This is a genomic window from Pseudomonas alkylphenolica (genome assembly GCF_000746525.1).
GTDB lineage: Bacteria > Pseudomonadota > Gammaproteobacteria > Pseudomonadales > Pseudomonadaceae > Aquipseudomonas > Aquipseudomonas alkylphenolica.
Map to the genome: position 1 here is coordinate 3,003,852 of NZ_CP009048.1, position 18,448 is coordinate 3,022,299.

The window sequence follows — 18,448 nt, forward strand, 5'->3', positions numbered from 1 at the left end:
TATTTGGTGGGTTGTAAGTGTTGGTTTGAATTAACACAACGCAGGAGAGTTCAAGCACCTGGACGACTACCTGCACAGTGCCTCATCCGGCCTGGCGTGCCGCCCCCTGATCCATGTGCTCGCATCAAAGGCCGAGCCTTTAGCCTGGACCATCCTGCACAGTGACCCTCACGCCCGTAGCCACAATTTCGTACTCAGTTTCGGAAATCTTGTTCACGGCACCACCGAACTGCATTTCGAAATGCTTCAGGCCTTCATGTCGAATCATGCCACTTGACGAGCGTTCAACGGTTTCATCCTGATAAATGTTAATCACGTAATTCAGATTATCAGTGCCAATTCCAACTATTTTTCCAACATATTTATCTGCCATGTCCGAACTCCTTGCGTGAATCCTCAAAGTAGCTGGTACAGACAGATCAATCCACAGCCTTGATCAGTCCTGCACCTGGGTTGTTGACGGCCTTTACCACCTCGGCGCCCGAGCAGCCCGACCAGTCGAGGAAGCGGCACTCGATACCACCGGTCGCCCCGCTAAATGCTTTGTTGCAGCTAACCAAACAGATAGCTACTACTAAAGTCTTACCTGGGGAGGTATGAAATATGCAATCAAGATTTGTTATCGTTCCGGCTGTGCCCATCGAAGAACAATCTTTTCGATCGGGGGTGCGCTTCTACGCCACAACCGTATCGGGTGGTTTTGACATCTACGACAACACCAAGAAGTTGCGACTCAAACCGAGCTATTCGAGCAGGGCAGAAGCAGAAGAACAATGCAGAGAGATGAACACTGAATTCCGTTGGTGCACCAGTTAAGGCAACCCAACGAAGCGAGATATCCGCGCCACGAAACGGCGCATGCGCGAATCGTGGCGCTGGCTACTCCCGGCGCCGCTCTACTCCGCCTGGGCCAGACCGGCAGTCTTTCAAGTAATGCTCGCCCCCCGACCAGCCCTTTTATGTTTCAACCTGGAAAAGGCGGGATGTGGATCAGAGCGCCAAGTGGTACAATCGCGCCCTTCAAGCTCGCGCTCACGGCGCTGAGCATCCGTGAACGTCGTCAGTACGACACGCGCCACACCTACGCAACCCTGTGCCTCATGGCTGGGATGAACCCCGCGTTCATCGCGAACCAGCTCGGCCATAGCGTCGAGATGTTGCTCTCTACTTACGCACAATGGATCAGCTCCTCCTCGGATTGGAGGGAGCTGGAGAAGCTGCCGACTAGAGTCTGAACGGCCCAAAGTTGGCCAAAAACAGACGACGGCACCTAAAACACACCTCTGGAACCCCCGCAGGATAAGCACTTGATTTCTACCGCTAACATCACCATGCAGTTCGGCGCCAAGCCGTTGTTCGAGAACGTCTCGGTCAAGTTCAACAACGGCAACCGCTACGGCCTGATCGGCGCCAACGGCTGCGGCAAGTCGACCTTCATGAAAATCCTCGGCAACGACCTGGAGCCTTCCGCCGGCCAGGTCATGCTCGAGCCGAACGTGCGCCTGGGTAAACTGCGCCAGGACCAGTTCGCTTACGAAGAATTCACCGTGATCGACACGGTGATCATGGGCCACGAGGAGCTGTGGCGGGTCAAGGCCGAGCGCGACCGTATCTACTCGCTGCCGGAAATGACCGAAGAAGACGGCATGGCCGTTGCCGAACTGGAAACCGAGTTCGCCGAAATGGACGGCTACACCGCCGAATCCCGCGCCGGTGAGCTGCTGCTGGGCCTGGGTATCCCGCTGGAACAGCATTTTGGCCCGATGACCGAAGTGGCACCGGGCTGGAAGCTGCGTGTGTTGCTGGCCCAGGCGCTGTTCTCCGATCCTGAAGTGCTGCTGCTCGACGAACCGACCAACCACCTGGACATCAACACCATCCGCTGGCTGGAAAGCATTCTCACGGCGCGTAACAGCACCATGATCATCATTTCCCACGACCGTCACTTCCTCAACAGCGTGTGCACCCACATGGCTGACCTGGACTACGGCGAGCTGCGTCTGTTCCCGGGCAACTACGACGAATACATGACCGCTGCGACCCAATCGCGCGAGCAACTGCTGTCGGACAACGCCAAGAAGAAAGCCCAGATCGCCGAACTGCAGACCTTCGTCAGCCGCTTCTCGGCCAACGCCTCGAAAGCCAAGCAGGCCACTTCGCGTGCCAAGCAGATCGACAAGATCCAGCTGGCCGAAGTCAAGCCGTCGAGCCGGGTCAGCCCGTTCATCCGTTTCGAGCAGACCAAAAAGCTGCACCGTCAGGCCGTGACCATCGAAAAGCTGTCCAAAGGTTTCGAAGGCAAGACCCTGTTCCAGAACTTCAGCTTCACCGTCGAAGCCGGCGAGCGCGTGGCGATCATCGGTCCTAACGGTATCGGTAAAACCACCCTGCTGCGCACCCTAGTCGGTGAGCTGAGCCCGGACGCCGGTGCGGTCAAATGGACCGAAAGCGCTGAGCTTGGCTACTACGCTCAGGACCACGCTCACGACTTCGAAGAAGACGTCAGCCTGTTCGACTGGATGGGTCAGTGGACCCAGGGCGAGCAGATGATCCGTGGCACCCTGGGGCGCATGCTGTTCTCCAACGACGAGATCCTCAAGTCGGTCAAGGTGATTTCCGGTGGTGAGCAAGGCCGTATGCTGTTCGGCAAACTGATCCTGCAAAAGCCTAACGTGCTGATCATGGACGAACCGACCAACCACCTGGACATGGAATCGATCGAGGCGCTGAACCTGGCGCTGGAGAACTACCCGGGTACGCTGGTCTTCGTCAGCCACGACCGTGAGTTCGTATCGTCGCTGGCCACGCGCATCATCGAGCTGAGCCCGAGCGGTGTGGTGGACTTCAGCGGCACCTACGATGACTACCTGCGTAGTCAGGGTGTAGTAGTTTAAAGCTATCGCGGGGCAAGCCCGCTCCCACAGGGATGGTGACTACTCCTGTGGGAGCGGGCTTGCCCCGCGATGCTTGGAAAATCCGTTAGCCTGCTTTCTTTTATCCTCGCCGCCAGCGATCATGGGCCCTCTTCCACCGCCCGCCAGCGAACGAGCAAATGTCCGCGTCAGCACCGGCTCCTGCCAGTACCCTCTCGATCACCCTGCAGATCCTTGCGATCGTCTTCTACACCTTTATTGCCTTCCTCTGCATCGGCCTGCCGATTGCGGTGTTGCCGGGTTATGTGCATGACCAACTGGGCTTTAGCGCCGTCATCGCCGGCCTGACCATTGGCCTGCAGTATCTGACGACGTTGCTCAGTCGTCCGTTCGCCGGACGTGTGGCTGACAGTAAAGGCACCCGCCAGGCAATCATCTACGGCTTGCTCGGCATTGCGGTCAGCGGCGTGCTGACCTTCGTCTCGGCGCTGGCAGTCACTGTGCCGCTGTTGAGCCTGCTGGCCTTGCTCGGCGGACGTCTGTTTCTGGGGATTGCCCAAGGCCTGATCGGTGTCGCCACCTTGAGCTGGGGCATCGGCGCGGTGGGTGCTGAACATACGGCCCGGGTGATCTCCTGGAACGGCATTGCGTCCTACGGCGCGATTGCCATCGGTGCGCCACTGGGTGTGATGCTGGTGGACCAAGTCAACTTTGCCACCCTCGGCCTGATGCTGACGGTACTGGCCTCGCTGGCCCTGCTGGTAATTCGCAACAAGCCTTCAATGCCGGTGGTGCGTGGCGAGCGTCTGCCATTCTGGGCGGCATTCGGCCGGGTCGCGCCTTGCGGCATGGGCCTGACCCTGGCTTCGATCGGCTACGGCACGCTGACCACCTTTGTCACCCTGTTCTACCTGGAACAAGGCTGGTACGGCGCGGCTTGGTGCCTGAGCGCCTTTGGTCTGTGCTTCATTCTCTCGCGGCTGCTGTTCGTCAATGCGGTCAACCGCTTCGGCGGCTATCAGGTAGCAATTGTCTGCATGAGCACCGAAGCCCTGGGCCTGACCTTGCTGTGGCTGGCACCCAGCCCGTCGTTGGCGCTGGTCGGCGCCGGACTGACCGGCTTCGGCCTGTCGCTGGTGTATCCGGCGCTGGGTGTGGAAGCCATCAAGCAAGTGCCGGTGGCCAGCCGCGGTGCTGGCCTGGGTGCCTATGCGGTGTTCTTCGACCTGGCCCTGGCCATCGCCGGACCGCTGATGGGCGCGGTGGCCCTGCACCTGGGCTATGCCTGGATTTTCTGCATCGCCGCGCTGCTGTCGCTGGCCGGGGTAGGCCTGACGCTGGTACTGTCACGTCGTGCTCGCAGTTACTGATCGGCAGTATTGAGGCGGCCGGCACGACCCAGGGTGCGGCTGAAGAAGTGCGCGGCTTCAGCCTGCAATGACAAGTGAATACCTTCACGGTCGACGCCGTCGGGGTCATTGCACAGCGCTGCCATGTGCTCACGCTGTTCCTCGTCGCACGGTGCCATGAAGACGAAATGCCCGGCCCCGGCCAGCAGCCGGTAGTTGGGTGTCACCGGTAGTTTGCGCGCCAGTGCCTGGGCATTCTTGTCGATAGCCAGGAGCTGGTCTTTGTCGCCACTGTAGATCAATGCAGGGACCTTCACCTGGGCCAGGGCATGACGGCCGAACATCAAGCTCAACGGTGCCATCAGCAGCAATGCATGAACACGCGGGTCCGCCTCGGCGCTCAGATCGGCACGATCGGCGATCAGCACACCATTGGTCTTGCAGGCATCGGCGTCCAGCGGACGCTCCAGGCAATATCGGCGCAGGCGCTCAAGGTCGGGTTGAGCGCCGGACAGTATCAAGGCGGTTTCACCCCCCGCCGAGTAACCGATCATGCCCACCTGGTCACCACTGACATAGGGAGCCAGCAAAGGGTCGGCAAGGCTTGCGGTAATCGCGGCACTGATTTGCAGTGGCCGCCCATAAAGGTTGCTCAAGGTGCCCAGGCGACGGTGATCGTGGGCGTTGTCGCCCGGATGGGTGACCGCCACCACCACAAAACCGCGACGCGCCAATGCACTGGCCAGGTCATGCAAGGCCAGCGGCGTACCGGTATTGCCGTGAGACAGCATCAACAGTGGGTAGCGGCCAATGGCAATCGGCGCACCTTCATTGCCATCAACCCGATAACCGTCAATGCGGCTGATGCGCGCGGGGCCGCTGGAAGGATAGAACGCCAGTGCGTGCATCGCTCGCCCATCCAGCGGGTCGGCGAACACCAGCCGGTGCAAGCCGACGCTCCAGTGTTGCGCCGGCTCAGCCTGCGCCATGCCTGCAATGCCAAGCCAGCACAGCATCCACAACAGCGCGAATTTGCCCATCTGCTTTCACCCTGCCCGGCGGGTCAGCTGCCAGGTACCGGTCAAGCATAGAGCGAGGCATGACGGCGCGGATGAAAGCTCAATGAAAAAACCGACAGCAGACTTAGCCTGCTGTCGGTTCGGGTCACGCGCCGGTACTGATCAGGCGGCAGCGAACAGCTCGTTGCTGATCTGTGCCTGGGCAGCGCTCAGGGCATTGGCGCGATGCTCTTCGCCGTAGGCCAGGCCGTGGGCACGCACGATTTCCAGGTCGGTGATACCGATGAAGCCGAGGAACACCTTGAGGAAGTCCTCGTGACCGGCACCGGTCGGTTGACCTGCGTGCAAACCACCGGCAGTGGACACCAGGATCACCTTCTTGTCGCCACACAGGCCTTCAGGGCCGGCTTCGGTGTAGCGGAAGGTCTGACCGGCTACCGCAACGCGGTCGATCCAAGCCTTGAGCTGAGTCGGGACGGTGAAGTTGTACATTGGCGCAGCGATCACCACCGCGTCGGCAGCCAGAAACTCCTGCAGGGTTTCGCTGCTCAGCTGGGCTTCGTGCTGCTGTGCAGCATCACGCAGTGCTTCCGGGGTACCGGCGGCAACCAGGGTGGCGGCAGAGAAATGGCTGATGGCGTCGGCAGCCAGATCACGGTAAACCACTTCCAGCGATGGATCGGCGGCTTTCCAGGCGTCGACTACGCTGCGGCTCAGCTGACGGGAGGCGGAATTGTCGCCCAGGATGCTCGAATCGATATGCAACAGTTTCATGGGACTCTCCTGATTGAAGACCGCATCTGGGCGATCACGATGGGGAGAATCCTACCGGGGCAGCGAATAGCTGATAAGTCAGCAAAAATGCGTTAGTTTGTCCTACTGACAGGACAGTGCTGACTACCATTTAGCAGCAGGGCCGCTGTCGCGCCCCATCGCGGGCTGTGGCAACTGCCCTCCCCCGAAGCGACCCGCTATTCAAGAACTCAACCGACGCTTTCGGAAACTTTGAGGTTTGATAGGCGCTCTTTTCTTAAATACTTCGACAGGTGCATCAGCAACGCTCTCACTGACAGTTCGCCTTGACCCCCCCCTTTCAGATCGCTTAATTTTATTCACTAGCGGAGAAGCTGCAGCGCCATCCGACTTGGCGGGCGGAAAATACTCTTCTAAAAATTTATTATAATCTGCGCTGTTCGTAAATACGCTAACAATGGCTGAGGCATTTATTTTATTTGATATAAGAACTTCCGCATCCGCCTCAGCAAGCTGGCCGATATCTGACCTATCACGGTCTTTTAAGCCCTCCTGCTGCATATCATAAATTTTAGTTCCTGAATCCAACTTCTTGACATCAATTTTTATAATTGGATCCCAGTCTTTTTCTGGTCTTTTACGTCGTTCCTTGCCCACACCCTTTGAATTCCAATTATACACTGTGTTATATGCAGCGGCTCCTCGGGTGCCTGTTGATATATATTGTGACTGCTGATTATCCCCAGATACATGCTGAAGAGGCAGCCGCTTTAGCTCAGGACCTGTAGATACTATGTCACCTCCCTCCCAGGTTTTCATTGATCTATATTTTGCAGCACGTTCAAGGTGTTTATCTTTAAGCTCTGGAAAAGCGTCTCCATCAGGAGGTAATTTTCCCTTATCCCCAGTCTCCGGGTGTAGTTTCTCGCTTTCCATAGTACGAATCGCGCGATACAAAAATTCCCGACCGGTTCTTTCATAAAAAGCACCGGGACTTTCAAATTTCTCAAGAATATCGACATCAGGGCTAAATCCATTTTCATCCTGCAAACTCACCGGATTATTCCTGACCATCCGATACAGGTTAAGCCCATCAATATCCCCCGCCGGGTCTGGATTAATCCAGCGTTGCAACCATGGCGCGTAATAACGGAAGCCGTAGTAATACAGCCCCGTTGCATCTCGCTCTTTTCCAGAGTAACGCACCGTTTTGTATTTCGCCTCGCTTGCACTTTTCGCCGCCCACCAGGCCGTGCCGCCATAAGGGTAGTAACTTTCCTGGCAGACCAATTCGGCATTTTGATCCAGCTCTAGCGCGCTGCTGCCCAGGTGATCACTGAGGCTGTAACGCAATTGATCGTTATCAATCCCTTTACGTAGCCCATCCTCCCAGTGCAAAAGTCGCACATCATTGCGGCCTGCCTGGGCAACGACTGTATGCATCGTCTCACCCGATGTGCGTGTACGAATCTCCAACCCGGGCAGGTAGAGCACTTCACTGACCTGCTCGCCGCCACGGGTTTTGGCGCGACGCACTTTGCGCACACGCTGACCGCTGCCGTCATAGACGTAGGTTTCAACATCGTCGTCTTGGCCATCTGGTTCATCACGCTGTACTTGGGTGACCTGGCACAATTGGTTGCGGCTATCCCACTTCATGAGCTGTCCCGGCGTCAAGGCCTGCCCGTTGCCGTTGGCATCAAATGCCTTGTCAAATTCAATGGGTGAATCATCCTTGAAAATGCTGCGATTACTGCACTCGTCGACCACCATCTCACGGGCGTAGACGTTGCCAGCCCCGGCCTCGTGCTTGAGTCGAGTCAAGTTGCCGCCGCTGTCGTAGGTGTAGGTTTGGCTGTAATTACGCCAACGACTGTCATCCACCGCACCAAAGATCTCCAGCCACGGCAGGCCGGGGCCGATAATCTGGCTGGCACTTTCACGGCCAGTAGCGTTGGTCAGTTGGTACAGCGAGTCATAGGTGTAAGTACTCAGTGCCTGAATACGCTGCTGGGCAAACCATTGAACCGGCTGAGCGAGGTCTTCAATACGCTCGATATTGCCTACTGGATCGTATTGGTAGTTCAAGTCCTGCAGCATTTTGCCACCCGCCTTTTCAGCGTTGAGGCGACACAGCCGACCGTCCACCGGCGAGTAACAAGCCGTGCTGAGCACATCATTGCCTGCCCGCTCGATCTCAACCTGGCCAAAAGCGTTGTAGGTCGTGCTTTTGAGTAACGCTACACCGTCCAGACGGCAAGCAAAGGGCTGGCCCGCAATATTGACTTCAAAACGCTGCACATGACCGAGCGCATCAGTTCGCTCGACTACAGCGCCTAAAGCATCGTGACGCCAGTGCGTGGTATACGTCTTGTCTTGCAGATCCGCTTCGGACGCTGGCCAGTTGGGAGGCGTCAGCGATTTGCAGAAGCGACGTGTTTCAGTCAGCGGCTGGGTCAATAAGCCATAATGCTCATACCATAAGCTGCCCGCCTGATCGTCATGGCGAATCAGTCGGCCGCTGCGGTTATTACGGGCGTCTTCCTCGTCAGACCCCGCATAGGTGAAACGCTCCACACATTGCTCAAGGGCATGCTCAAACACGCTCACAGGACGCATGCGCTCATCGTAGTGATAGCGCCTATGGATTTCGCGGCCGTCCCAACTATCACACAACAACCCTGCAGCGTCATAACAGGTAACCCGCCAGCCGGCATCAACACTCTCTGATTGCAGCACTTGCCCACTGAGGCTATGCAGTGTGGTTTGATTGGGTTGAACCCCGACCGCAATCTCACTCAGCTCAAGCAAACGCGGATCCCATTGTTGGCTCAGGTGACCCATGGCATTGAACACCTGGCGATGGACATGCGCAGCGATGTCCTCCTCAACATCCCGTCGATGGTAAGCAATGGTGCGCGCAGGCAAGCCGCGTGGATCAATGACCGTTAGCGAAGGGGTGTGCTGATACAGGTAGGTGAGCATGATCAGGTCTCAAAATATCAGGCACGGATAAAGCAAGATATTCGCGTCAAACCCTCGCCCCGTATACTGTCAAAAATAACAGTTCATGGCCCCTGCCTACTCCTCTGCTGCCCAAGCCCCCAATCAATCCAGTGCCCCCTATCAGCGTTAGTGTGGTGTTTCAGAAGTACCACTGAAAATCACTAACCCATCGCTCGTACTGCAAGAGCCACTGAGGCTAGGATATCCTCCGCCTTCTTGTGCCATTGAAATGGCTTCGAGTTAAAGGTGACGGCCATGCAAGACCTCAATGATCTCTTCTACTTCGCCAGGGTGGTCGAAGCCGGTGGTTTTGCCGCCGCCGGACGCTTGCTCGGGATCCCCAAATCACGGCTGTCGCGGCGTATCGCCGAGCTGGAAGAACGCCTGGGCACACGCCTGTTGCAGCGCACCACTCGCCAGCTAAAGTTGACGGCGGTGGGCGAGCGCTACCTGCGTCACTGTCAGGCCATGCTGCTGGAAGCGGAGATGGCCGACGAGGCGGTAGCCAGCATGACCAGCGAGCCCCGAGGCCGTCTGCGGGTGTCGTGCCCGGTGGGTTTGGCGCACTCGCTTTTACCGCAGGTGATCAGCCAATTTCTCGAACTGTATCCGCAGGTGCAGCTGGACATGGTCCTGCTCAACCGCCGCGTTGACCTGATCACCGAAGGCATCGACGTGGCCCTGCGTGTGCGCGATCTGGGCGATGAAGACCCGGCCCTGGTCACCCGCCGCCTGCGCCAGGCACAAATGTACCTGGTGGCAGCGCCGGCGTTTGCCGCTCGCCATGCCCCGGTCACGCCCGAAGACCTCAGCGGCCTGCCGATGCTCGGTGCTGTGGACGCCGACCGCCTGGTTCACCTGCGCCTGCTCGACAGCCGTGGCCACAAGCACGAGCTGGCCATGGAAGCACGCCTGGCGATTGACGACTTTCTCGTGCGCAAGGCGGCAGCAGTGGCTGGCCTGGGCTTTACCGCCCTGCCGATCATGCACTGTGAGGAGGAACTGGCCCGTGGCGAGCTGGTGCGGCTGCTGCCAGACTGGTCACTGCCCGGGGGCTATCTGCAAGCGGTCTATCCTCATCGGCGCGGCCTGCTGCCTGCTGTGCGGGTATGGATCGACCATCTGGTGACGGCGTTTGCCGACTGTGGGGAACGTTATGTCTAAGGGCAAGATGAGTGAAGCGCAGGTGGCGGACTTTTGCCTGAGCCTGCCCGGTGCACGGGAAGACTACAAATGGGGCGGTGTGCGGGTGTTCTCGATCGCCGGCAACAAGATGTTTGCGGTACTGGATCTGGCCGGCGCCGGCTTGTCATTCAAAGTCGACAGTGACCTGTTCCTTGGTTACGCCGACCGCCCCGGCGTGCGCCCGGCGCCGTACCTGGCGCGGGCTCACTGGATCAGTATGACGCCCCCTTACCCTATGGGCCACGAGGAACTCTGCGACCTGCTGCAGCGCTCCCACCAACTGGTGGTCAGGCGCCTGCCAAAGCGCCTGCAGCCGGGCCTGCTTATTTGAGCAGCGGCGCCAGGGCGCTGCCCAGCCAGCGGCCACCGAGTAACAGGTGGTCAATCCAGAACAACTGATGCAGGGCGACAATAGCCCAGAAACTCAGCTGAAACGACAGTTTGCGGGTTTTATGCCGAAAAGCCTGCTGAGCCAGCAGCGCCCCGGGCCAGCCGCCGCACAACTCGCTGGCATGCAGCACCTTTTCCGGGGTGCGCCAGCCCTGAGTGCGTGCCTGCTGCTTGTCACGCCAATACAGCGCAAAACTCACCAGGCTGGCCAGCGGATAAGCCACTGCTGGCAGCCAGGACTGCCCACTGATCAGCATCTGCAACGCCCCACCCAGTGGCAACAGGCACAGACCGACGAAGACCAACAGTTTGCTACGCGGGTGCTGAACGGCGGAACTTGCGCTATTCGCACGCCGGGCGGAGGGTTGTGAGCGGCTCATCGGACTCAACCTTGCGCCGTGGCCCAGTCGACCCAGCCGAACTGCCAGGTCGCCAGGATGATCAAGCCGAAGACGATCCGGTACCAGGCGAACATGGCATAGCTATGGTTGGCAATGAAACGCAGCAGCCCGCGTACAGCGATCATGGCAAAGATGAACGAGACCACGAAGCCAATGGCAAATACCGGAAAGTCGCCAGGCTGGAACAGATCGCGGTACTTGTAGCCCGAGTACACCGCTGCACCGACCATGGTCGGCATGGCCAGGAAGAACGAGAATTCGGTCGCCGCCTTGCGTGACAAACCGAACAGCAGGCCGCCAATGATCGTCGAGCCGGAACGCGAAGTCCCCGGGATCATCGCCAGGCACTGGACAAAACCGATCTTCAGCGCGTCGGACCAGCGCATGTCATCGACCTGGTCGACCTTGATCACATGCTGTCGACGCTCGGCCCAAAGCATGATCACCCCACCCACTACCAGGGCGGCAGCTACGGTGATGGGGTTGAACAGGTAATGGTGAATCAGGTCGGCAAACAGCACCCCCAGGACCACTGCGGGCATAAAGGCGATCAGCAGGTTGGCGGTGAAACGTTGCGCCTGCTGCTCTTTGGGCAAGCCCAGCACCACATCGAAGATCTTGCGGCGAAACTCCCAGACCACGGCAAGGATCGCGCCCAGCTGAATGATGATGTTGAAGGCCATCGCCCGCTCACCACCGAAATTGATCAGGTCCGCGACAATGATCTGGTGACCGGTACTGGAAATCGGCAAGAACTCGGTCAAGCCTTCAATAACACCCAAAATGACGGCCTGCAGGCCAGTCCAAAGATCCATTATTCCCCCACGAAGCGATGCCGATGGCATGCCCCCGTTGTAATTTGCAAAAGCCAGAGCCGATTCGAATGCCCGGTGGTTTTACCGCGACAGTTGGTGGCACAGTCGACAGAAAAGTTCAGTCACCCTTCAGGAATGTCCCGACCGGGCCGAAATCCTATCAGACCTCTTGTATAAACGCTGCTGGTTGGCACTACACACCTTGCTGGACAAGGCACTTAGTCCTTGGTCGAGTAGGTGGTTGGCAAAAAGCATGCTGGGATGCGCTAGACAATAAAAAGAATCCGGGGTGACCGTTGCATGAAGACTCTACGAAATATGTCGATCAGCCGCCGCTTGTGGCTGATTCTGGTACTGGCCGTGGTGATGTTGCTGACCTTGGGCTTGCTGATGCTCAGGCAGATCCACGGCGACCTGTATCAGGCCAAGGCCGAAAAGACCCAACATGTGGTAGAAACCGCCGCCGGCGTACTGGCCTACTATCAAGGCCTCGAGGCGGCCGGCACCCTGACCCGCGAAGCCGCCCAGCAGCAAGCCTTGAGCGCCGTGCGCAGCTTGCGCTACGACCAGAACGACTACTTCTGGATCAACGACCTGGGGCCGAGGATGATCATGCATCCGACCAACCCCAAACTCGATGGCCAGGACCTCTCCGCGATCCGTGACCCGGACGGCTTTGCCGTTTTCAACGAAATGGCCGCGCTGGCCAACGCCCGCGGGGCTGGCAGCATCGACTATCGCTGGCCCAAGCCCGGTGCCAGCGAGCCGGTCGAGAAAACTTCCTACATCCAGTTGTTCAAGCCTTGGGGCTGGGTGATTGGCTCGGGGATCTATATCGATGACATGCAAAGCGAATTCATGCGCCAGTTGCGCGACGCCTCGCTGCTGGGGCTTGGCATTGCCCTGGTCATGACCCTGCTGGTGCTGCTGATTGCCCGCAGCATCGCTCGTCCCTTGCAGGAAGCGGTGGACGCCATGGCCATGATCGCCAGCGGCGAGAGCGACCTGACCCGCCGGCTGGACACCCATGGCCGCGATGAAGTGACCCAGCTGGGCGAACACTTCAACCGCTTTACCGGCAAGTTGCAGGGGGTGATCGGCCAACTGCAGGGCGCAGCACATGCCTTGGGGCAATCGGCTGTAGATGTCGGCAGCAACGCCAACCAGGCTCAACAACACAGCGAACAGCAGTCTGCACAGATGGAGCAAGTAGCCACTGCAATCAATGAGGTGACCTACGCCGTGCAGGATGTCGCCAGGAATGCCGAGCAGGCCTCCAACGAAATGCGCGACGCCCAGCACCGTGCCGAACAGGGTCAGCAAAGTATCCATGGCAGCCTGCAGCAGATCGATCAGCTGTCAGGCACCATCGATGAAGCGGTCAGGGTGATCCAGACCCTGGCCAGCCAGAGCACACGGATCGGCAGCGTCCTGGAAGTGATTCGTTCGATTGCCGAACAGACCAACCTGCTGGCCCTGAACGCTGCCATCGAGGCGGCCCGGGCCGGCGAGCAAGGCCGTGGCTTTGCCGTGGTGGCCGATGAAGTGCGCCTGCTGGCCCAGCGCACCCAGCAATCGACAGCCGAAATCCAGAGCATGATCGAGCATTTGCAGGGGCAGTCGGAGGCGGCGGTCAAGGCTATCGATGCCAGCAGCACGGCTTCGCGCCAGACCATCGAACAGGCCAACGAGGCAGGCGTCAGTCTGGACGCCATCAGTCAGGCCTTGCACAACCTCACTGCCCTCAACGCCTCGATAGCCAGTGCCACACTGCAACAGTCGCATGTGGTCGAAGAGATCAACCGCAACGTCACTGAAACTGCTGACTTGTCGCGCCAGACCGCAGCAGCGGCGCAGCAGTCGAGCAGCGCCGGGGTGGCGCTGAACCAGTTGCGTGAGCAGTTGGACCGGTTGCTGGGGCAGTTCCGGGTGTAGTGCGAGCCCTGATGCTTTGAAAGCAGCCTCTGCTGTGGGAGCGGGCTTGCCCCGCGATGCGATGTACCTGACAGATCGTAATCGCGGGGCAAGCCCGCTCCCACAGCAAGTCCCCTCCCACTGCCAGAGCTGTGGTATCTGCCGTGCCACAAGGTACAATCCCCGCCCTCCTCCCGAACCTGCCAAGGAATGCCGATGTCCGGCCTCGAACTGTTCGCCGCCGTGCTCGGCGTTATCGCCGTGTGGCTCACGACCAAACAGAACCCCTGGTGCTGGCCTATCGGCCTGGTGATGGTGCTGCTCTATAGCTGGATCTTCTTTGAAGTACGCCTGTATTCGGACATGCTTCTGCAACTGGTCTATGCCGTGCTGCAGCTCTATGGCTGGTGGCAATGGACGCGCCCGGACAGCCAGCGCGAAGCCCGTCAGGTAACCCACCTGGGTATCCAGGCGGTGCTGTTCGGACTCGGCCTGGGTCTGCTGGGCAGTCTGGCGCTGGGCGCAGCCATGGCCAGCTGGACCGATGCCGCGCAACCCTGGCTGGATGCGGCGCTGACCGGCTTCAGCCTGGTTGCGCAGCTGTGGATGGCACAGAAGCGCGTGCAGTGCTGGCCGCTATGGATCGTGCTGGACGTGATCTTCGTCGGCCTGTTCCTCTACAAAGCGCTCTTCCTGACTGCAGCCCTCTATGCCCTGTTCACCTTGATCGCCGTGCAGGGTTGGCGTGCCTGGCGCCGCGATCCGGCGTTGGTCAACGCATGAAAGTCCTGGTCCTGAGTGGTCCCGAGTCCAGCGGCAAGAGCTGGTTGAGCCATGAAATCCAGGCCCACTTCGGTGGGGAACTGGTCGATGAGTATGTACGTCACTTTATCGACGAACACCGCCGCGACACCTGTTATGCCGATATTCCGGCAATCGCTCGCGGCCAGCTGGCCTGGGAAGACGCCGCCCGTGCCCACCAGCCCGAACTGTTGATTCTCGACACGCACCTGTTGAGTAACCTGCTCTGGAGCCGGGTACTGTTCGGTGATTGCCCGGCCTGGATCGAACAGGCCCTGCTGACGCGCCGCTATGACCTACACTTGCTGCTCGACCCTGCGGGTGTCGGCTGGGTCGGTGATGGTCAGCGCTGCCAACCCGCACTGGAACAACGTCAGGCCTTTTTTGCTGACAGCCTCGACTGGCTGCAGCGCAATCACCAGCCTGTGCAGGTCATTGGCGGCGACTGGCCCCAGCGCAGCACGGCAGCCCTCAAAGCCGTGCAGCAGTTACTCAATGGCAAATCCCCGGTATGCGCCACCGAGTGTTAGACCACTGATACACCTCACTGGGTCAAATGCCCCGTATTTGCGCGACATTCCCCAAAATCGTTGGTGGTGTTAATCCGCTGATACAACCCCTGAAAAACCCTTCCGGCGCAGCCGACGGCCTGCCAAGCAGGTATTTGGCAAGCTTGTGTCTCATGATTGATACAACAAAATCCCGACACGCGCCGATAACGCCTTCAACCTATTGATTCCTAATCAATAACAAAAACCGGCACACCTTCTGCTGTCTTCCTCGCAACGCTGAAACGGGCCAGCACACAAAAGAAGGAATTGCCGCCGTGGAGAAATTCAATAAAGGCATGTATCGCGTCCTGCTGGTCGGATGCGCGTTGGGATCAGGCTTCAGCTTGCCTGTCCAGGCCGAGAACGGGATCGTCGTCATTACCCGAGATGTGCAGCCGCGCATGGCAATCCGCGCACCGCTGGTTCCCGATCCAAGCCCGGTCACCGTCAATACCAACCCATCCGCACATATCCTCAAGCAGACAAACGAGTTGAGCGATGGCGATTTCGCCGGTATCAGCAGCGGCGCAGGCATTAGCTCACTGGTCACGCAACAGACCAACAACCTGGGCGGTCATATCAGCAACCAGACCCAACTGCCCAATCTCGCCGGCGGACGTTCCACAGGCGGCGGCAACGGCATCTCCAACATGGTCAACTCAAGTGTCCAGAAGGGCTTGGCGCCCCTGCAAATCCTGACTGGAGGCAAGTGAGATGAGGCACACGCTGCTGATTCTGGCCACCTTTTGCAGTGCACCGGCCTTCGCCCAACCCCCTGTGATCAATAACGCCAACATCGACAGTTCCGGCAAGCAGTACCAGGGCAACCTCACCGTCAACCAGGCTGCCGGCGATCTACAGCAGCAAGCCAACGTACGGGCGTTCGCTGTTGGCCATAGCGCCAGCGCGACCACCGAGGTTCGCCAACGCTTGCGCACCCGTGTCGACTCCGCCATCGATGCCCATTCCAGCATCCAGGGCGACGCCTTCAGCAACGGTAGCGGCGCGCTGGGCGTCAACCAGAGCACCGGCGCCAGCAACCAGCAAGCCAACGCACTGCGTATCAGCCTCAGTACTCAGCCGCAAAGTATCGACGACAGCGTCCTCATGCAACAGAACGTGGCGCTGATCAATGGCTCCGATCCAGCTGACTCTGCACCCGGCCATCGCCAGGTCACTACCAGTGACCAGGCATTCACCGGTAGCCGTGGGGTGATTCAGTTGAATCAGAGCGCCGGGGTGGGAAACCGAATGGCCAACACCCTGAGCGTACGGGTCGTGGATTGACCCAAACAGGTAAGAACAACACTTAACCTAAAATAAAGTACGGAGAATCACCATGAAACCCTCGATGGCACTCAAGCCTCTGGTTTTCGCAATTGCTGCGGTCATGGCTGTTGCTGTACAAGCTGAACAGAACGATCGGCGTGGCCACGGCCATCATCATGGCCACCACAACCCTCCTCCAAAAGCGTTCTATGTCGACGCCACTGCCAATGCGTACGACAGGCAGAGCAGTACCGATAACAAAATCGTCAACAACGGCACCATCAACGAAGCCGAGATGAGCGACTCCGCCTCTGGTACCAGCGGCAACGTCGGCGTCAACGTCGCTGCAGGCGCCGGCAACCAGCAAGACAACGCAGCCGCTATCGCCAACGCTGGCTCCGACTCCAGCGCCATCGATAACAGCTTCGTCTTCGGTACCTCCGAAGCCACCGCCAGAGTCACGCAATACAGCGACAACAACAAGGTCTACAACAACGGCGCTACAAACTCTGCGGTGATGAGCGGATCGGGCAGTGAAGGCAGCGGCAACATGGGCATCAACATTGCTGGCGGCGACCTTAACCAGCAGAAAAACACCATGGCAATTGCCAACACCAATGCCCCGCTCGGTAACGCAACAGCCACCGCGTCTGCCACCCAGACCGGTCCTGGCCTGGTGGTGATCAACGACGCTGATCGGACCTACCGTGTGGATACCCTGACGTTTACCAAAACGGCCAGTGGCGAGTCCCGTTACGAGAAGCAGTTCAACGCCAGCGGCAGCCAGAGCTCCTCGTCGGAGTTTGAAGTCAAAGGCAAAAACAGCTGGAGCGCTGAAGGCAGCAATCACTTCGACGCAAACGGCTCCAAGAAACATGAAGCAAGTGGATCCTCCGAAGCTCATCTGCTCGCTACCCTGCACGTGGATGCGGATGCCAGCAAGACCGTTTCCTGGGAACATGGCTATCACGACGGTAGTCGCACCAAGTCGTTCGAAGCCGAGCTCAACGCAAAACTTGACGTAGATGTCGAAAAAAGCTGGGAGAAAAAGTCGGAGTCCTCGTTCGAGAAGGAGTACAACTCCAACTTTGATAAATCGTACAAGTCTGAGTTCGCAAAATCGGGCAGCAAATCGCAAGAGTCCGAGTACGAGAAAGAGAAGAAGTTTGCTGAAAGCAGCTCCTTCGAGTTGAGCAACACCTACTCCTACCAAGTGCTGACCCCAACTGGCTGGGCAAACCCTGTGACCAACACTGCAACCCTGAGTGGTTCGGTGAATGGCGGCAGCGGCAACCTCGGCGTCAACGTGGCTGCCGGTGTAGGCAACCAACAAAGCAACTCGCTGGCCATTTCCAACCAATCGTTCTGATTGTTGTGGCCTGGAGGCCCCCTTCGGGGGGCCTTTTCTCAACCGAACCAGAAGGCGTCCGATCATGCGTATTATCGCCTTGGCGTTTTTGCTTTGCCTGGCCAGCCAGAGCGAAGCGGCCCAGATGCCACTTGCCGTGTTGCCGGGTGGTGCGGTGATATACAAGCCCATCCAGAGTGTACGTGAGCGCAAATTCGCCGACCTGGTGCAACAGAAAACTGACTTCAGTTGCGGCGCTGCGGCGCTGGCGACCATATTGCGTCAAGCCTACTGGCTGGATGTAAATGAAGAACAGATCATCGAGGGCATGCTGGCACACGCCGATCAGGATCTCGTCCGCGTTCAAGGCTTCTCTATGCTCGACATGAAGCGCTACGTGGAGAGCCTGGGCATGCGTGCCCGTGGTTACCGGGTGGCAACCGACACCTTGCAGAGTATCCGCATTCCGGTGGTGGTGTTAATGGATGTCCGTGGCTACAAACACTTTGTGGTCATGCAGAAAGTCCACAATGGCTGGGTGTATATCGGTGATCCGGTGCTCGGTCATAAACGCTACTCGCTCGACGACTTCGTCAAAGGCTGGAACGGCATTATCTTCGCCGTCATCGGCAAGGGTTACGACAAAACCAATGCCTTGCTCGACCCGCCCATGCCGCTGACCGCCAAGAACCGCGTCAACACCTTCAGCCCGGTGCAAGACGCAGAGTTGATGGATTTCGGATTCATCCAAAGCGACTTCTTCTAATGACTCTT

19 protein-coding genes and 1 pseudogene are annotated in these 18,448 nt (G+C 58.6%); 14 read left to right on the top strand and 6 right to left on the bottom strand.

Going from position 1 to position 18,448, the window contains the following annotated elements:
- Positions 1-139: 139 nt before the first annotated feature.
- Positions 140-373 (bottom strand): hypothetical protein, encoded by a 234-nt coding sequence (locus PSAKL28_RS13620; RefSeq protein WP_038611221.1) that lies wholly within the window; start codon positions 371-373, stop codon positions 140-142.
- A 230-nt stretch (positions 374-603) separates the two neighbouring features.
- Between PSAKL28_RS13620 and PSAKL28_RS28175 the strand changes: the two genes are divergently transcribed.
- The 4 genes from PSAKL28_RS28175 to PSAKL28_RS13635 all read left to right on the top strand — a co-directional run bounded on the left by PSAKL28_RS28175 (position 604) and on the right by PSAKL28_RS13635 (position 4,243).
- The gene (locus PSAKL28_RS28175) at positions 604-816 is read left to right on the top strand and encodes a hypothetical protein (RefSeq protein WP_075226525.1); all 213 of its coding nucleotides are present in this window, start codon (positions 604-606) and stop codon (positions 814-816) included.
- Positions 817-959: 143 nt separating this feature from the next.
- Complete coding sequence (locus tag PSAKL28_RS28405; protein WP_096335670.1) at positions 960-1,235, top strand: site-specific integrase; 276 nt, start codon at positions 960-962, stop codon at positions 1,233-1,235.
- A 72-nt stretch (positions 1,236-1,307) separates the two neighbouring features.
- Positions 1,308-2,894, top strand: coding sequence for an ABC-F family ATPase (locus PSAKL28_RS13630; RefSeq protein ID WP_038611224.1), 1,587 nt, complete (start codon positions 1,308-1,310; stop codon positions 2,892-2,894).
- A gap of 158 nt (positions 2,895-3,052) precedes the next feature.
- Positions 3,053-4,243 carry an MFS transporter gene (locus PSAKL28_RS13635; RefSeq protein ID WP_038611228.1) on the top strand — a complete coding sequence of 397 codons (1,191 nt, stop codon included), beginning with the start codon at positions 3,053-3,055 and terminating at the stop codon, positions 4,241-4,243.
- Here PSAKL28_RS13635 and PSAKL28_RS13640 read toward each other — a convergent pair.
- From PSAKL28_RS13640 to PSAKL28_RS13650, 3 genes are all read right to left on the bottom strand, one after another.
- The gene (locus tag PSAKL28_RS13640) at positions 4,237-5,262 is read right to left on the bottom strand and encodes an alpha/beta hydrolase family protein (protein ID WP_051939375.1); all 1,026 of its coding nucleotides are present in this window, start codon (positions 5,260-5,262) and stop codon (positions 4,237-4,239) included. The genes PSAKL28_RS13635 and PSAKL28_RS13640 overlap by 7 nt on opposite strands.
- Positions 5,263-5,403: 141 nt before the next feature.
- Positions 5,404-6,015, bottom strand: coding sequence for an FMN-dependent NADH-azoreductase (locus tag PSAKL28_RS13645; RefSeq protein WP_038611233.1), 612 nt, complete (start codon positions 6,013-6,015; stop codon positions 5,404-5,406).
- 201 nt (positions 6,016-6,216) lie between these two features.
- Positions 6,217-8,979, bottom strand: coding sequence for an RHS repeat domain-containing protein (locus PSAKL28_RS13650; protein ID WP_051939377.1), 2,763 nt, complete (start codon positions 8,977-8,979; stop codon positions 6,217-6,219).
- A gap of 276 nt (positions 8,980-9,255) precedes the next feature.
- On the opposite strand from PSAKL28_RS13650, the gene PSAKL28_RS13655 reads away from it, so the two are divergent.
- Both PSAKL28_RS13655 and PSAKL28_RS13660 read left to right on the top strand, forming a co-directional pair.
- Positions 9,256-10,164 carry a LysR substrate-binding domain-containing protein gene (locus PSAKL28_RS13655; RefSeq protein WP_038611236.1) on the top strand — a complete coding sequence of 303 codons (909 nt, stop codon included), beginning with the start codon at positions 9,256-9,258 and terminating at the stop codon, positions 10,162-10,164.
- Positions 10,157-10,516, top strand: coding sequence for an MmcQ/YjbR family DNA-binding protein (locus PSAKL28_RS13660; protein ID WP_038611237.1), 360 nt, complete (start codon positions 10,157-10,159; stop codon positions 10,514-10,516). Before PSAKL28_RS13655 ends, PSAKL28_RS13660 begins: the two co-directional genes overlap by 8 nt.
- On the opposite strand, the gene PSAKL28_RS13665 is transcribed toward PSAKL28_RS13660, so the two are convergent.
- Together PSAKL28_RS13665 and PSAKL28_RS13670 are read right to left on the bottom strand one after the other, a co-directional pair.
- Entirely contained in the window at positions 10,509-10,955 is a 447-nt protein-coding gene (locus PSAKL28_RS13665; protein WP_038611238.1) for a DUF1294 domain-containing protein, read from the bottom strand. The two genes, PSAKL28_RS13660 and PSAKL28_RS13665, sit on opposite strands and share 8 nt — an antisense overlap.
- Before the next feature lie 5 nt (positions 10,956-10,960).
- Positions 10,961-11,791, bottom strand: coding sequence for an undecaprenyl-diphosphate phosphatase (locus tag PSAKL28_RS13670; protein ID WP_038611240.1), 831 nt, complete (start codon positions 11,789-11,791; stop codon positions 10,961-10,963).
- Positions 11,792-12,181: 390 nt separating this feature from the next.
- On the opposite strand from PSAKL28_RS13670, the pseudogene PSAKL28_RS28555 reads away from it, so the two are divergent.
- The 8 genes and pseudogenes from PSAKL28_RS28555 to fapD all read left to right on the top strand — a co-directional run.
- Positions 12,182-12,868 (top strand): annotated as a pseudogene (locus PSAKL28_RS28555) (cache domain-containing protein); the annotation flags it as partial.
- 123 nt (positions 12,869-12,991) lie between these two features.
- A complete protein-coding gene (locus PSAKL28_RS28560; protein WP_371262000.1) occupies positions 12,992-13,726 on the top strand; it encodes a methyl-accepting chemotaxis protein in 735 nt (244 codons plus the stop codon).
- 195 nt (positions 13,727-13,921) lie between these two features.
- A complete protein-coding gene (pnuC, locus tag PSAKL28_RS13680) occupies positions 13,922-14,488 on the top strand; it encodes a nicotinamide riboside transporter PnuC (protein WP_038611243.1) in 567 nt (188 codons plus the stop codon).
- A complete protein-coding gene (locus PSAKL28_RS13685) occupies positions 14,485-15,036 on the top strand; it encodes an AAA family ATPase (RefSeq protein WP_038611245.1) in 552 nt (183 codons plus the stop codon). The genes pnuC and PSAKL28_RS13685 overlap by 4 nt, the downstream gene beginning before the upstream one ends.
- Before the next feature lie 296 nt (positions 15,037-15,332).
- Positions 15,333-15,770, top strand: coding sequence for a functional amyloid chaperone FapA (gene fapA / locus PSAKL28_RS13690; RefSeq protein ID WP_038611247.1), 438 nt, complete (start codon positions 15,333-15,335; stop codon positions 15,768-15,770).
- Between the two features lies 1 nt (position 15,771).
- Positions 15,772-16,344, top strand: coding sequence for a fibril amyloid subunit FapB (gene fapB / locus PSAKL28_RS13695; protein WP_038611250.1), 573 nt, complete (start codon positions 15,772-15,774; stop codon positions 16,342-16,344).
- A gap of 52 nt (positions 16,345-16,396) precedes the next feature.
- Positions 16,397-17,695: an amyloid-like fimbrin subunit FapC gene (gene fapC, locus PSAKL28_RS13700; RefSeq protein ID WP_038611253.1), complete on the top strand. Its 1,299-nt coding sequence runs from the start codon at positions 16,397-16,399 to the stop codon at positions 17,693-17,695.
- Positions 17,696-17,759: 64 nt separating this feature from the next.
- Positions 17,760-18,440, top strand: coding sequence for a fibril amyloid maturation endopeptidase FapD (gene fapD / locus PSAKL28_RS13705; protein WP_038611256.1), 681 nt, complete (start codon positions 17,760-17,762; stop codon positions 18,438-18,440).
- The last annotated feature ends 8 nt before the right edge of the window (positions 18,441-18,448 follow it).